Source organism: Bacillota bacterium (assembly GCA_036504675.1).
GTDB lineage: Bacteria > Bacillota > Sulfobacillia > JAJYWN01 > JAJZPE01 > DASXUT01.
This window is the reverse complement of sequence record DASXUT010000020.1, coordinates 25,491-40,411: the sequence shown is the minus strand read 5'-3', so window position 1 is coordinate 40,411 and position 14,921 is coordinate 25,491. Positions and strand designations below refer to the sequence as shown.

Sequence of the window (14,921 nt, the reverse complement as noted above, 5' to 3'; positions counted from 1 at the left end):
CTGCGTTGACCATGGGCCGCAACGCTTCCCACGGGCTATCTCACTTCTTCAAACAAGTAAACCAAACCCTTCCAGCGGGCCTATCGTAACGGCCGGCTGCGGATCGCCTAATAGGCCACCAACATTAACTTGACAGCCTCGAGACCGTGCCGCTCATTGACTGAGCGGGCGCGGGCTGATACACTGAATACGGGCTGGGATATACCCCTTGGGGTATTCCCCGGGAAGTGCAGTGGCGTTCCGATTCCGGGCATAATGATTGGCAAGCGAGGTGATGGAGAAGTGCCTTTGATTCAGGAGAAGGACCGGGCTTACCTCGAAAAGCTTTTCGGCGACGAGTTCAAGGGCGAGGTCAGCCTGCTCCTATTCACGCGGTTACAGGAAGCCAAGGACGGTGCGACCGGCGAAGCCCAGACCGAGCCGGATGAGGGCTGCCCGTATTGCCAGACCGCCGCCGACCTGACCAGAGAGCTCGAGGGTCTGTCGTCCAAGCTGAAGGTGGAGATCCATGACCTCAGCCAGGATGGGGCGGCGGCCGCGAAGTACGGAATCGAGAAGGTCCCGGCGATGGTCCTTCTCGACTCGCAGGGGAAGGATCGCGGGGTGCGCTTCTACGGGCTCCCGGGCGGGATGGAGTTTTCGGTGCTGGTCGCCGACCTGATGGATGTGTCCAAGGAGCAGACCAGGCTGGCCCAGCCGACCAAGGACATGCTGCAAGGGCTGACGAAGGACGTCCGGATCGACGTCTTCGTCACCCCTACGTGACCGCACTGTCCGGCCGCGGCGCGGCTGGCTCATGAGATGGCCATGGAGAGCGACAAGGTTCACGCCTCGGTGATCGAGGCCGCCGAATTCCCCGAATGGTCGCAGGAGAATAGCGTCTATGCGGTGCCCAAGGTGGTCATCCGCCAGGGAGACACGAAGGTCGAATTCGAAGGCTCGGTGCCGGAGAAGACCTTCGCCGAATGGGTCCAGAAAGCGGTGGATGAAGCGAAGTAGAGTCATCCGTGAGGTCAATGAAAAAGCCCGGCCCAGGCCGGGCTTTTGTCTTGCCCGCGGCGGCTCCGTCCGATCTCCCGGCAAGCAGGGGATCAGGGCCGGGAGCCGTACGGACAGACCAAGACACACAGGCCGCAGAGGGATCCGGGGTCAGTGATCCCGAGGGCCTCTTTTCGCTTCTTCGACCGGGCTTCACAGGTCTTGGCCAGGAAGCGGGCCTCTCTGGGCTCGGCCTGGTCGAACGCCCGGCCTACGATGGCCCCGCTCAGGCAGGTCTTGACGCAGATCTCGCAGGTCCCGCAACCGTCGGGCAAGGGTTGGCCGGTCGGCAGGTCGGCGTCGGTCAGGACGGTGGCGAAGCGGACCCGCGGACCGTGCTCCGGAGTAATCAGCAGGCAGTTCTTGCCGATCCAGCCGAGGCCGGCCAGACGGGCCGCCAGCTTGTGGGAGAAGAGGCCGCAGAGCCGGTCGGTGTCGAGGCTATGGGAGGCCGGGATGGCGTAGGCCTTGGCCCCCTCCGCCTGAAGGGCCGCCGTCACCCGGGTGGCCGCTTGGTTCAGGAGCCGGTTGACCATCTCGTAGATGTAGTAGCGATAAGTCAGCAGCGGGCCGCGGTCATCCTGGTCCTCGATGGGTTCGACCATCGCATCGCTGAGGTCGGCGCCCAGGGAGATGGCCCGGGGAAAGCCCAGCAGACGCCGGCCTCCCTGGGCGGCGATGAAGTCACCGGCCGGGCCCAGGTCGGCCACGCCGAAATGGGTGATGCCCTCACTCAAGGCCAGCTCATGCAGGCGTTCGACGAGGCCCATCCGATCCGTGCCGGAAGAGGATTGCGGTGTGTCCATACTTCACCTATTCGACCGGGGCCGAGGCAAACCTGCTCCGGCGTCATCGGCAGCGAGCGCTACGCCAGTTGCTTTTCCGACCCTTGCTGCAGTGGCAATTCCATCACCATTGTGGTTCCACCGCCTGGGTTTTGCTCCGCCCACAGGTCGCCTCCCATCCTCCGGGCAAGGTTGCGACTGATGTACAGCCCAAGGCCTATTCCCCCGGTCTTCCACTGGCTGACGTTGTCAGCCCTATAGAACCCTTCGAAGATCTTCTCCAGCTGGTCTCTGGGGATGCCGATTCCCTCATCTTCGACCATGACCTGCACATGGTCGGCCCCGATCCGTGTTCTGACCCAAATTCTCTGGCCGTCTTCGCTGTATTTGCAGGCATTGCTCAGCAAGTTCGAGATGATCTGCTTGACCCGAAATCCATCGACCAGGATGCTCACCGAATTCGAACCGTAGGTCTCGGTAATCAATTCGTGTGACCCATTAGCGGTATAAGTGGAGACGACATCGGTGACCAAATCGGCCAGACCGAAGAGGCCAAGGCTGATTGGAAACTCCCCTTTGTCAAGCCGATAGGCGGTCAGGATATCTTCAACGAGGCGAGCAAGGTCGGTGACTTGGGTGTCGAGTCTTCTCAGGGTATCGACGCCCTTTTCCGGCAAAATGCCGGCATACCTATACTGGGTGAGTTGCACCAAGCCCCTGACTACCTGCAGAGGGTTTCTGAGTTCATGACTGACGACTTGCATGAAGCTGTCTTTGGCCCTCTCAAGCCTTCTGATTTCTGATACGTCTGTGGCAACAATGAGGTGTCGACCTGGACTGCCCGAGAGACGTCGGGTGTCCGAAACAGAGACGACGAGGTCAAGCTCTCGCCCCAAATGGTTGCGGAAGCAAGCCGGCCGATCACGACATGGGCCCGGCTCCAAAGGCTGACTTGAGCCGAAGAACAAGCCCGGCAGAGTGGCGGCGGCATAGTGGCGCGGAAACTGGTCAACTGAGGTAAGTCCGAGGATTGACAATCCTTCATGATTAGCGGCGATCAACTCCCCGGTGTCGTCAGCCAACAAGACCGCTTCCGACAGGTCTTGGAACATCGCTTCCCATTCCGATGCCTTGACGTGGGGATTCCAGATGCAACGCCATTCCCCACTGTCCCGGATGAGGATCACCTGATGGTTCTTGAAGACTTCGAACTTCTGCCAGGTGGTGAGACCGGTTGCTTGATAGGAACACAGGGCGACGATACGGTACTTGTCCAGCTTTCCGTATAGCGTCTCTTCGTAGCTCATGAAGTCGTCCCACACCTGACCGTTCAACCACGATGTGTTCCCGGCCACCCGCAGGCCACGAAACCCCGAGGCGAGCGCCTGTTTCTCGAGTTCGACCCAACCGTCGGCGACCCGCGAGGCTCGGAAAACACCGTCCGGTAGATACCATTCGGCATAGTCAATGATCCGTATCCGGCCTTCGAGCAGCCCTCTCTTCACCGCGGGGCGCATGGCGATGAGAGCGTCCAAAGCGATCTCTGGGGTAAGGGGTTCGGAGACTACCCAGACGCACATCTCGTTTTCTTCGAGCCCGGCCGAGAAGTATGGAACCAGGAGATCGATAAGCTCATCCTTGGTCTCGTACAGTAGCCCTATGTGGCTGCCCCAGGGAATCCTTCCCACGCCGTTGATTCCGGAATCGCATTGCCGACTGTTCATCCGCGAGGACTCCTTCCGAAGGCACTGTTTCGCATTCACAGGGTTACAAGAAGACTCATTTTTGCCGAGATTACGGATTCTTCCTTCGTGTCTGGGCCTGCAACCGTTCGTCACTTTTCGACCATTTGTTCTTCCTTCGTGGAAGGTAGTCCCTTCGTTGTTCTAGGAAAGGGCCCTCCGGCCCAGCTCCGAGACATCGAACCTGGGCTTGTAGAGGTCCTTGGCTTCGGCCACCTTGGCCGCCCCGCCCGAGGTTAAGAGTGTCTCGCCAAGCGGTCTACTGATCAAGGCCATCGGTCCTCAGGCGAGTATTCTGTGGGAAGGTCTTCCACGAATCCGGCTTGCCACTTCGCGCGGAGCAAGAGCAATCTCCGCCTTTGGATGGCGGCACGCTGGTGGACCTGATTCTCCCGACCCTATGAGCAACTGGACTCGAAGTGCAAGGGGCTGATCGCACTGAGGCCCCGAAGACCTGACCCATCTCCACAAGCGAGCGCCCGACAAAGAAGCGGCTGACGAGCCATGCTCGCTCAGCCGCTCTTGACATTGACCGCCGCGTACCGGGACTCAGCCAGAGACTCGCGGCGCGTGGAAGGCGACCATCACGATGGTCAATCCTCCAACCAGGATCGGAACCCCCGCGGCGACCCAATACGCCAACCTGCGGGGCCGGGGTCGGCCGAGGTAGAACAGAATCCCAGCCACAATCAGCAGGAGCCCAAGGACCAGCCCCAGCGCACCCCCAAAGAGCAAGACGGCGAGGGCGCCCAGAAGGACGAAGATGGTCCCCGTCCAGGGCACGGCGATGGCCAGGAAGGTGACCCCAAGCCATGCTCTCCCCGAAAGCGAACATGGCGAAGAACGAGGTGACCAAGGACGACAGGGCCACGGCGATCCACCCGAGGCGGTTCCGCCAGGCCGACGAGATTCGGCCGGAGGCAGTGGGTCTGGCGGCTTCCGGCACGGTCATCTGGAGACCCCCTCAACGATCTGCAGCAGCTTCCCGCCGCCGTTCAGGTCCCGCATCTTCGCCCAGGATCAGTCGTTCAATCCAGGTGGCCTGTCTCAAGAGCTGCTGATCACGACCTGCGCGAGCTTCCTGTGCTACGCCGGCATAATCCTGGCGGCTGGAGACCCTCCTGGATCTCATCCTGACCCACCTGAGCCTGTGAGCGTAGCCACGTCGGTCAGTTCGCCCGTCGCGGCTCCGGCGCCTTCCCCCCGCTCCCCTGCTCGATCTCGATGATCGCGTCCCGCAGATCGGCCGCCCGCTCGAATTCGAGCCGTTTGGCGGCCTCTTTCATTTCCTTGCGCAAGGCTTCGAGCAATTTGTCGCGCTCCCGCCGGTTGAGCTTGCCGGCGTCGAACCCGGGCTTGTAGATGTCCTTGGCCTCGGCCACCTTGGTCGCCCCGCCCGAGGTCTCCATCACGTCGCGGACGGCCTTCTTGACCGTCTCCGGGGTGATCCCGTGCTTCTTGTTGTAGGCTTCCTGCAGGGCCCGGCGGCGGTCGGTCTCGCCGATGGCCCGTTTCATCGAGTCGGTGATGACGTCGGCGTACATGATCACCTTGCCGTCGATGTTGCGGGCGGCCCGGCCGATGGTCTGGACCAGTGAGGTCTCGGACCGCAAGTACCCTTCCTTGTCGGCGTCCAGAATCGCCACCAGCGAGACCTCGGGCAAATCCAGCCCCTCGCGCAAGAGGTTGATCCCGACGAGCACATCGAAGACGCCCAGCCGCAGGTCGCGGATGATCTCCATCCGCTCCAGGGTGTGGATCTCCGAGTGCAGATAGCGGACTTTGACCCCGGCCTCCCGGAGGTAGTCGGTAAGGTTCTCGGCCATCCGCTTGGTCAGGGTCGTCACCAGGACGCGCTGGCCGCGCCCGACGCGGTCGTGGATCTCCTCGAGGAGGTCGTCGATCTGCCCCTTGACCGGCCGGACCTCGACGGCCGGGTCGACCAGGCCGGTCGGGCGGACGATCTGCTCGACCACCCGGGTCGAATGCTCGCGTTCGTAGGCAGCCGGGGTGGCCGAGACGAAGACGATCTGGTTGATCCGTTGCTCGAACTCGGCGAAGTTCAGGGGCCGGTTGTCGAGGGCCGACGGTAGGCGGAACCCGTACTCGACCAGAGCCTCTTTGCGCGACCGATCCCCGGCCCACATCGCCCGGACCTGCGGGATGGTCTGGTGGCTCTCGTCGATGACGATGAGGAAGTCCTTCGGGAAGAAGTCGAGCAGCGTATATGGCGGCTGCCCGGGAAGCCGGCCGCTGAGGTGTCGCGAGTAGTTCTCGATGCCCGAGCAGAAGCCGACCTCCTGGAGCATCTCCAGATCGTAGCGGGTGCGTTGCTCGAGCCGCTGGGCCTCGACCAACCGCTCGTGCTCGCGCAGCCACTTCAGCCGCATCTCCAGCTCTTCCTCGATGCCGTGGATGGCCCGCTCGCGCTTGGCCTGGAGGGTCACGTAGTGACTGGCCGGGTAGACCGTGAAGTGCGTGAGCTCGCCGGCGATCTCCCCGGTCAGCACGTCGACCTCGGTGATCCGCTCGATCTCGTCCCCGAAGAGCTCTACCCGGATGGCCCGCTCGTCGAAGGAGGCCGGGAAAACCTCGACGATGTCGCCACGGACTCGGAAGGTGCCGCGGGTGAAGTTGACGTCGTTCCGCTCGTACTGGATCTCTACCAGCTGCCTGAGGATGGCGTCGCGGTCGACGGCTTGCCCCTGTTCCAGCGACAGCCTCATCTCCTGGTAGTCCTCGGGCGAACCGATGCCGAAGATGCAGGAGACGCTGGCGACGATGATCGTATCGCGCCGCTCCATGACGGCCGCCGTGGCCGCATGGCGCATCTTGTCGATCTCGTCGTTGATCATCGAGTCCTTCTCGATGTAGGTGTCGGTCTGCGGGATGTACGCCTCAGGCTGGTAGTAGTCGTAGTAGCTGACGAAATACTCGACCTTGTTCTCCGGGAAGAAGTCCTTGAACTCCGCACAGAGCTGGGCGGCGAGGGTCTTGTTGTGGGCGATGACGAGGGTCGGCCGCTGGACCCGCTCGATGGTCCAGGCCATGGTGGCCGTCTTGCCCGAGCCGGTCACGCCGAGCAGGGTCTGGACCCGCGCCCCGCCGAGAATCCCCTCGGCCAGCCGGTCGATGGCCTTCGGCTGGTCGCCCCTGGGCTCATACTCGCTGACGACCTTGAACTTCTGGGTCGGTTCTGTCTCGATCATTGGTTCCTCCACCCTCCGCTTCGCCCGGCAGCGCCGCGCAGCCGGCCGGCCACCCAATCCAACAGGGGCCGCAGATGCCCGCCGCTCTTCGTTTCGACCTGGAAGTCGTCGCCCTCCTCGGGGACCATGATCAGCCCGATGACCCCTTCCTCCCGGCGCAGCTCGGTTGCCCGCAGGTGGAGAAGCTTCTCGCCCCGGAGGACCTTGAGGTTGATGTGCGGCAGCCAGGCCGCTCCCCTGAGCCCGTCCGGCGTGTAGCCCGCGCCGGGGGGACGCAACCAGTCGAACAGCTCGACCTTCTTGTTCACAGGCTCGTCGTTGACCTCGAGGATGATGTCCCCCGGCCGCAGCCCGGCCGTCCGGGCCGGCCCTCCCGGCAGGACGTCGAGGATGCGCACGCCACGCGGCGGGGGCACGTAGTATGGCCGGCCCCTCAACTCGCGGCGGCTCATCGAGACGGCGACCACCTCGTGACCGAGCGGGCTGAAGAGGGCCGCCAGCCAAGCGGCCAGGGTGCTGTGAGAGGCGAGGATGGCCAGCCCGAGCAGGGCGAAGCTATACAAGGCCAGGTAGCTCGCGCTGCGCCTGGCCCGGATCTCAGGCGGGCTGGTGATGGCGATGTCGCCGTAACCGATGACCGCGACCACCGGGATCATCGTGAAGATCCAGTTGGGGTCGTCCAGGGGCATGCCCTTGCTGCGGATCAGCGGCCACCACTCCGGCATCGCCGTGACCCCGGTGAGCAGGCTGCGGTCGGTGATCAAGGCGAGGACCAGGACGACAATGGGGACCGGCCAGAATTTCTGAAGGGTGAAGCCGCCGACCACCCGTCCACCCCGGTTCTTGATGTAGACGGGGGTGGCGCAGCTGGCCCCGGTAAACCGGATGAGGAGGCTCTCCGTGATGTGGAGGACGGCCACCAGCCCCATCAGGCCGGGGACATTGACGTGCGGCCAGCCGAAGAGGAGTGAGGACAGGGAGACGATCCCGCCGGCGTAGGAGAAGCAGATCAGACGGCGATCGACGAGCATCAGCAGGATGGCCAGGCCCATCACCCAGACGGTATCGCCCTGCGACAGGGATACGCCGACGAAGATGAGGACGAAGCTCCCGGCGAGGCCGGCCAAGAAGCCGAAGAAGATGGCCGAGAGGGTCTGGTCGAGGGCCTCGTTCCTGGCCACCCCGTGGAGCTTCTTCTCCAGGTCGGTGATCCTCTGGTACATGAGGGCGACGACGCCGACCATGATCCAGAAGAACAGGAAGGTCGGGCCCCCGAAGAGGACGCTCGGGGCCAGCTGTAGGATGCCTTTGATGACGTCGAGGAAGGGGAACAAGCGCGTCAGCTCCTCACCGGCCTAATCTTGGGCGTCCACGTCGACCAGCCCAATCGCAGCCGGATTGGGTACAAAAAGCCACGATCCCGAGCGGGCGATCGCGGCTCTCTGTTTTTGCAGCCCGAAGGTCTGCTCCAATGTCCATTATAGCATTGTCAGGGTCATCCCACGCAAGGGGCTGAATTCAGAGAACGGGGTTCCTCCTCTCCAGCGTAGCCAGGAAGACTTCCCGGCATTCCTGCCGGGAGGGCAAGCGTGGGTTGTTACGCAACAGGAACATCATTTCTTCGGTCCCCTCGGCGATGAGGTCGGCATCGGCCGCGCTGAGACCGTACGCAGCCAGGTTGACGTCCAGACCGCTCTCCCGGATCAGCTGGTCGACCGCCTCGACCGCCTTCAGCCCGGCTTCCCAAGGGCTGAGTCCGGTGGTCTGGCAACCCAGTGCCGAGGCAATCGTGGCGAACCGCTCCGGCCTGGCCATCAGGTTGAAGCGCATGCCGTATGGGAGCAGGACCGTGTTGGCTTCCCCGTGGGGGAGGTGGAAATGGGTGCACAGCGGCCCGGCCATCGAGTGGACGATGCCCAGGCCGGCCTGGTCCATGGCCGCTCCGGCCAGGGTACTGGCCACGGCCATGTCCTCGCGGGCCCCGAGGTCGGTCCCGCAGCCGCAGGCCCGCCACAGGGAACGGCCGATCAGCTTGATCGCCTCCAGGGCCCAGGCGTCGGTCGCGGAGTTGGCGTTTATCCCGACGTAGGCCTCGACCGCGTGGCTGAGGGCGTCCAACCCAGTGGCCGCGGTGAGTCTGGGCGGCAACCCGGTCATCAGTTCGGGGTCGACCAACGCGGCCCGGGGGAAGAGGCGATCGGAGTTGATTCCCTTCTTTACTTTCCGATCAACGATCACCGCCACCCGGGTGACTTCGCTGCCGGTCCCGGCCGTGGTGGGGATGGCGATGAAGGGCAATGGTTCGATGGTGAAGGGCCTGTCGTGCCACTGGTATTCCTCGAGGGGGCCATCGTTGGTGGCCAGAGCGGCCACGACCTTACCGACGTCGAGAGAACTCCCGCCCCCCACGGCCACCACGGCGGTGGCCGAGGACTTCTTCAGTTCCGCCACCGCTTCGAGGACTATCTGGGAGGTCGGGTTGGGCTCGACCCGGTTGAAGACGACCGTCTCGCCCTTATTGCCGGCGATGCGTTCCTGGACCGGCTTGACCAGGCCGGCCTTCTCGACTCCGGGGTCGGCGACAATGAAGACACGCTCCCCCGGCCGGACGAAGTCATCGAACCCGGCCAGGGCTCCCCGGCCGAACCGGACGTCCGTGGGAAGGAAGAACTTCCTCGAGCTTATGGCCACATTACTCACCCCTCTAATTGGTTGGATCATCGACCACACAGCGCCCGCCGAGTCGTCACCGGGCTGCCCGGACGGCCAGCTCCGCGGCGCTGGCGGCATCCGGGGCATAGAAGTCGGCTCCGATCCGGTCGGCGAAGTCCTGGGTCACCGGGGCTCCCCCGACAAAGACCCTGACCGACTCCCGGAGGCCGGCCCGGTCGATCGCTTCAATGGTCTTCTTCATCCAGGGCATGGTCGTCGTCAGGAGGGCCGACAGCCCGACGAGGCGGGGTCTAAGCTCGACGATGGCCTGGACGAAACGCTCGGGCGGGACGTTGACGCCCAGGTCGACGACCGTGAACCCGGCCCCCTCGACCATTGCCGCGACTAGGTTCTTACCCATGTCGTGGAGGTCCCCTTTGACCGTGCCGAGGAGAAAGGTCCCCTTCGTTTGCACCTCGCCGGCCGAGAGAAGGGGCCTCAGCACTCCCATCGCGGCCTTCATGGCCATTGAGGCCATCAGGACCTCGGAGATGAAGACCTCCTCGGCCTTGAACCTGGCCCCGATGGTGGCCATCGCCGTGAGAAGGCCTTGGGTGAGAATGATCCCAGGGGCGGTCCCCCCCGCCAGAGCCTCCCTGGTCAGCCGGTCGCCTACCTTGGCGTCGCCACGCTGCACGGCATCCGAAATCCGCTGGAGGGTCTCGGTGGTCATTCGGCCAGCCTCCCGGCGCGAAAAGCGCTGATGTATTCGAGGGCGAAGTCATCCCGGTCGGAGACGACCCGGGCCGCGGCGAGGAGTCCCATCAGCTGTTGGTCCTCGGGATCGAGGATGACCGTGTCCAGACCACTCATCACCCCCATCACCACGAAGGCCCGATTCAGGAGCTTCCTGGCCGGTAGCCCGAAAGATACGTTGGACAGCCCGCAGATGGTGTGAACCGGGGCCAGCTCACTGACGACCCGGCGGATGGTCTCGAGGACAACCGGGCCGTAGGCCCCGGAGACGCCGACCGGCTGGACCAGCGGGTCAAGGAAGATGTCCCCGGCCGGCACACCGGCCGCCGTCAGCCTTGAGACCAGCCGGTGAGCGATGCGGAGGCGGTCCTCCAGGGTCTGCGGGATGCCGCCGTCGTCCATGAGCAGGCCGACCACGGAGCATTGAGACTCTATAACCAACGGGATCAGCGAGGAGAGTCGTTCCTCCTCGGCGGTGATCGAGTTCAGCAGGGCCTTCCCCCGGTGGGTCCGGAGGGCGCGTTCCAGGGCGACGGGGTTGGGGCTGTCCAGGCACAGGGGCAGGTCGACGGCCTCCTGGACCACCCTGACCAGCCACTCCAGGGCTTCTGGCTCGGCCTCGAGGAAAGTCCCAGCATTGATGTCCAGCATCGTGGCCCCGGCCGCGACCTGTCTTCGGGCCAGGTCTTGGATGAAGGCGACATCCCTGGCGGCCACCGCCGATTGAACCCCCTTGCGGCTGCTGTTGATCAGTTCACCGACAATCTGCATCTACCGGTCCTCCTCTCGGCCGCGGTCAGCGCGGCAACGGCCCATGGGCTGGTCGGGAAAGGGCTGACAAAGCATGGACGAGAGGGCTCCCCCAGCGGGTTGACCTCTCGTCCATGGTGCCTGGCGGCCACCAAGGCCGCTCAGAAAATCGCCGGCGCGCTGCACATGACGATGCGGGCCTCATCTTCCCCGATGTTCCGCATTTGGTGAGGCGTGCGCGCGTCGATGTAGATGCTGTCACCTTCGTCAACCAGGTACAGCTGTTCGCCCAGGCGGATCTCCAGCCGGCCGCTGAGGACGAAGATGCACTCGTCGCAGGCATGGTTCAGCGGTTCATCGCTGGAGACCACCCCCGCCGGCAGGACGCTGTAGGACATGTCCAGCTTGCGGCCGCCGCTCCTGGTCAACTGTTCATGGACGAGGTTCGACTTGGGAAAGACGATCCGCTTCCGCTGATCCTTTTTCACCAGCGGGTTGACCTCTTCGTCCCCGACCAGGAACTGGAACATGGAGACCCCTAGGACTTCGCAGATCCTCCGGAGGGTGGCCAGCGACGGCTCGGTCAGGCCGCGCTCGAACTGCGAGACGAAGCTCGGCGTCAATCCGGTCTTGACGGCCAGTTCGGTCTGGCTCATCCCGTTCTCCTGCCTGATCTTCTTGATCAGCGGCCCGATCATAGGTAGGCCGCCACCGGGCGTGTCGCCACCGGTTTTGGTCTAAAACTCGGCCTTGAGGGTCTTCTGCCGGGACCGTTCATAGCGGTCCGCTCCGATCGCCACTGCACGTTGGAAGGTCTCCTCCTCAGAGATGGTCGTGAACCTCCGGTCGCGCATCACTGCCTTGCCGTCGATGAGGACGGTCTCCACGTCGGCTGCCTTTCCACAGAGCACAAGGGCTTGGACAATGTCGTGAATCGGCGAGGTGTGCACTTGGTTGAGGTCCAGGATGACAAGGTCGGCGAGCTTCCCCGGCTTCAGCTCACCGGCGTCGAGCCGGGCGGCTCGGGCGCCGTTCGATGTGGCCATTCGGAACATGTCCCGGGCGGAGATGACCGAGGGATCCTCGGCGGCCACCTTCTGGAGCAGTGCCCCGACCCGCATCTCTTCGAACATGTCCATGATATCATTGGAAGCCGCCCCGTCGGTGGCCAGGGCGACGGGGATGCCCTGCCTGAGCATCCGGGCCACCGGAGCGACCCCGCTGCCCAGCTTCATGTTGCTCTTGGGGTTGTAGATGGGGATGACCCCCCGCTCCTGGACCAGGTCAATCTCGGCCGCCGTCAGGTGGACACAATGGGCCGCGGTGAGGTGGCCCTTCAGAAAACCGAGCGAGTCGAGATAGGCCAGGGGGGTGGTCCCGGTCTCCCTGGTGGATTGCTCGACCTCCCACCGGGTCTCGGAGACATGGGTCTGGACTCCGAGGTCCCGTTGGTCGGCAATCGAGCGGATCCAGGCCAGCATATCAGGGGTACAGGCAAACGGGGTGGACGGGGCCAGGACGACTTGAACCAGTCCCCGCCCAGCCGAGCCGGTCCACCGATCAACGTAGGACAGGACCTCGGCCTTGCGGACTGAGTCGTCTCGCATCAGGTCCTTCGGCACCCAACGGTTGACCATGGTGATTGCCGCGATGCCCCGGACACCCACGTCCAGCCAGGCCTCGAAGATGGTGTCCAGGGTAAGATCCATGTCGATGAAGGACGTTATCCCCGAGCGGACCATCTCCATCGCCCCGAGGACCGACCAGGCGTACCCGACCGAGATGTCGTTGCGTTGCCAGTGGTCTTGATGGACAACGTCGGCAAAGGGGAAGGTGACCTCTTCACACCACTGCTTGAGAGGGAGATCTTCGCGCACGTTCTTCAGGAGGTTCTGGTACAGATGGGTATGGGCGTTGACGAAGCCCGGGATAACTACTTTCTCCGTGGCGTCGATGACTTCCTCCACCGGTCCGGCGCCCGCGCCGTCACCGACGCCGGGCTCTCCCCCGGTCGGTGAGACCGAAGCGATCCGGTTGCCCCGGATCACGAGGTCGGCCCCCTCCAGGACGGTATCCGCGTCCTGAATCAGGTATCTGGCGTTCTTGATCAGAATCGCCAAGTTATCATCTCCCCGTGGCGGTTGGGATCACCCGTGCGGCGTTAGCTCCTAGGATGAGGGCCTTTTGTGAGGAGTCCAGGCCCACTCGGTCGATTTCTTCGACGTAGCGGCCCGGGGATAGCAGGGGGTAGTCACTTCCAAAGAGGACCTTCTCCAGCACCCCCGCCGTGGCGGCGGCCTGGAGGAGGGCCTTGTCGTAGAGGAAGGGCATGGCGGCGGTATCGTAGTAGACGTCGCGGAGGATGCGCCGCATCTCCGGCATCAGCTCATAGAACAGCAGCCCCCCACCAAGGTGGGCCAGGATGACCGTCACCCCGGGGTTGTGCTCGGCGAAGGCCGCCGCCCTGACCGGTCCGGTGACCCCCTTCCCCGGGTAGGCGTGCCCGACCTGCTCATTGGTGTGGAGAAGGATAGGCATCCCCCGCTCGCGGCAGACGCCCGCCAGCAACCCCACCTGGGCCTGGTCGGAGATGTCGTAGCCCTGGCCATCGGGGAACAGCTCGCCCACACCGACCAGACCGGCCTCATGACACCGGGTCAGCTCCGCCTCCAGACCCGGGGCCAGAGGAGAGACGCAGGCAAAGCCGATCAACCGACCCGGGTAGCGCCGAACGGCGTCAATCACGTAGTCATTGGTCTCCCGGCATAAGCCCTGGTCCTTGAAGGCGAAACCGAAGGCCACCGCCTGGTCGACGCCGGTCGCCCCGATCTCGGCCACGAGGTCATCGGCGGTGGCGTACTTGTTCTTCGGGCTCTCCCCGAGGGTCTTGAAGTGGGCATCCCGGGTCATGTAGTGGCGGGCCCCGGCGATGACCTCCGGCGAGAGAACGTGGTTGTGCACATCGATGATCATTGGTCTATCTGGAGAAGCACTTTTCCAGCAGGTCGGGACGGATGGTTCCGGCGCTGTAAGTCCGTCCGGTGGCGACGTTGTTGATGGTGAAGCGGGCCACCGTATGGACGTCCTTGTCGATCTCATAGAAATCGCGCTTCCCCCGCTCGAAGATGTCAATGAACTCTTCACCGTACAGCCGGGAACCCGAGAGCGGCAGCCGCTCGATGACCGCCTCGACCTCGGCGTCGGTGCAGTCCACGTAGAGGAGGACACTGGTCCCGTAGAGGAGGGAGGTGTTGACCCGGTCCATCGCCTTCAGTTCGTCGCGAACGATCGGCGGGAGCGGAGAGGAACCGTAACCGCAGATGACCTTGTTGGGGTCGAACCCCTGGGAGGCGACGCGCCACATGGCCGGCTCGACGTTGCGGGCGACGACCTGCATCGCCCCGGCGAAGCTCCCGGTGGCGGCGGCCAGGACATAGAGGTTCTCCGGCTCGGCGCCGCAGGCGGCGGCGACCGAATCGGTCATGGCGACATCCGGAAGGACGGTGGTCTGGATGGCCCAGACGACCTCGTGGTTCTTGTCCACGTAAGGGACCGGCTTGCAGAACTTGTCGTTCTGGGCGATGGCCCGGGCCGGCCCGGACCCGAGCGGCGCCAGGGTGTTGTACCTGACCCCGGGGATGCGCCACCCCGAGAACTGCGACGACAGGCAGGCGATCCCCGGCCGGTCGACGTAGACGTCGATCGAGGGAAGGACAAGTCCGCTGAGTTGGAAGGTGCCGAAGGCGACTTCGCCGAGTCCGGCTATGGTTACGGCGACGAAGTGTTTTCCGGCCAGCCATCCCCCGGCCGCGGAAACCCCGCAGTCGAGAACGGTCGCACCGTTGTCCAGCCTGCTAACTTCAATGTTGAGTAGGTCAGCCTCGGAGATCATCCGGCGGGCAATCTTCGCGGCTTCTTCGTTGACACTGAACACTCTGTCGGTCACCTCCGGCAAATTAGGGGCCCGGGCGGAGGAGGAGCTTTGGACC

13 protein-coding genes and 1 pseudogene are annotated in these 14,921 nt (G+C 64.0%); 2 read left to right on the top strand and 12 right to left on the bottom strand.

Annotation, left to right across the window (positions count from 1 at the left end; genetic code table 11):
* Positions 1–288 precede the first annotated feature (288 nt).
* Complete coding sequence (locus VGL40_01675) at positions 289–765, top strand: hypothetical protein (protein HEY3313979.1); 477 nt, start codon at positions 289–291, stop codon at positions 763–765.
* A gap of 12 nt (positions 766–777) precedes the next feature.
* Positions 778–999, top strand: a pseudogene (locus VGL40_01670) (thioredoxin family protein).
* Positions 1,000–1,091: 92 nt separating this feature from the next.
* Here the strand turns inward: VGL40_01670 and VGL40_01665 are convergent.
* From VGL40_01665 to mch, 12 genes are all read right to left on the bottom strand, one after another.
* A complete protein-coding gene (locus VGL40_01665; protein HEY3313978.1) occupies positions 1,092–1,808 on the bottom strand; it encodes a 4Fe-4S double cluster binding domain-containing protein in 717 nt (238 codons plus the stop codon).
* Between the two features lie 95 nt (positions 1,809–1,903).
* Positions 1,904–3,547 (bottom strand): MEDS domain-containing protein, encoded by a 1,644-nt coding sequence (locus VGL40_01660; protein HEY3313977.1) that lies wholly within the window; start codon positions 3,545–3,547, stop codon positions 1,904–1,906.
* 162 nt (positions 3,548–3,709) lie between these two features.
* Positions 3,710–3,835: a hypothetical protein gene (locus VGL40_01655; GenBank protein HEY3313976.1), complete on the bottom strand. Its 126-nt coding sequence runs from the start codon at positions 3,833–3,835 to the stop codon at positions 3,710–3,712.
* A gap of 899 nt (positions 3,836–4,734) precedes the next feature.
* A complete protein-coding gene (uvrB, locus tag VGL40_01650; protein HEY3313975.1) occupies positions 4,735–6,774 on the bottom strand; it encodes an excinuclease ABC subunit UvrB in 2,040 nt (679 codons plus the stop codon).
* The gene (locus tag VGL40_01645) at positions 6,771–8,108 is read right to left on the bottom strand and encodes a PDZ domain-containing protein (GenBank protein HEY3313974.1); all 1,338 of its coding nucleotides are present in this window, start codon (positions 8,106–8,108) and stop codon (positions 6,771–6,773) included. The genes uvrB and VGL40_01645 overlap by 4 nt, the downstream gene beginning before the upstream one ends.
* A gap of 184 nt (positions 8,109–8,292) precedes the next feature.
* Positions 8,293–9,465 (bottom strand): iron-containing alcohol dehydrogenase, encoded by a 1,173-nt coding sequence (locus tag VGL40_01640; GenBank protein ID HEY3313973.1) that lies wholly within the window; start codon positions 9,463–9,465, stop codon positions 8,293–8,295.
* 55 nt (positions 9,466–9,520) lie between these two features.
* Positions 9,521–10,159, bottom strand: coding sequence for a corrinoid protein (locus VGL40_01635; protein HEY3313972.1), 639 nt, complete (start codon positions 10,157–10,159; stop codon positions 9,521–9,523).
* The gene (locus VGL40_01630) at positions 10,156–10,953 is read right to left on the bottom strand and encodes a methyltetrahydrofolate cobalamin methyltransferase (GenBank protein ID HEY3313971.1); all 798 of its coding nucleotides are present in this window, start codon (positions 10,951–10,953) and stop codon (positions 10,156–10,158) included. The genes VGL40_01635 and VGL40_01630 overlap by 4 nt, the downstream gene beginning before the upstream one ends.
* 140 nt (positions 10,954–11,093) lie before the next feature.
* Positions 11,094–11,630, bottom strand: coding sequence for an XRE family transcriptional regulator (locus VGL40_01625; protein HEY3313970.1), 537 nt, complete (start codon positions 11,628–11,630; stop codon positions 11,094–11,096).
* Between the two features lie 39 nt (positions 11,631–11,669).
* A complete protein-coding gene (locus tag VGL40_01620) occupies positions 11,670–13,052 on the bottom strand; it encodes an amidohydrolase (GenBank protein HEY3313969.1) in 1,383 nt (460 codons plus the stop codon).
* 4 nt (positions 13,053–13,056) lie between these two features.
* Positions 13,057–13,905, bottom strand: a complete 849-nt coding sequence (locus VGL40_01615) for an amidohydrolase family protein (protein ID HEY3313968.1) — start codon at positions 13,903–13,905, stop codon at positions 13,057–13,059.
* A 4-nt stretch (positions 13,906–13,909) separates the two neighbouring features.
* On the bottom strand, positions 13,910–14,866 hold the full coding sequence (gene mch / locus VGL40_01610) for a methenyltetrahydromethanopterin cyclohydrolase (protein ID HEY3313967.1): 957 nt from the start codon (positions 14,864–14,866) through the stop codon (positions 13,910–13,912).
* Between the last annotated feature and the right edge of the window lie 55 nt (positions 14,867–14,921).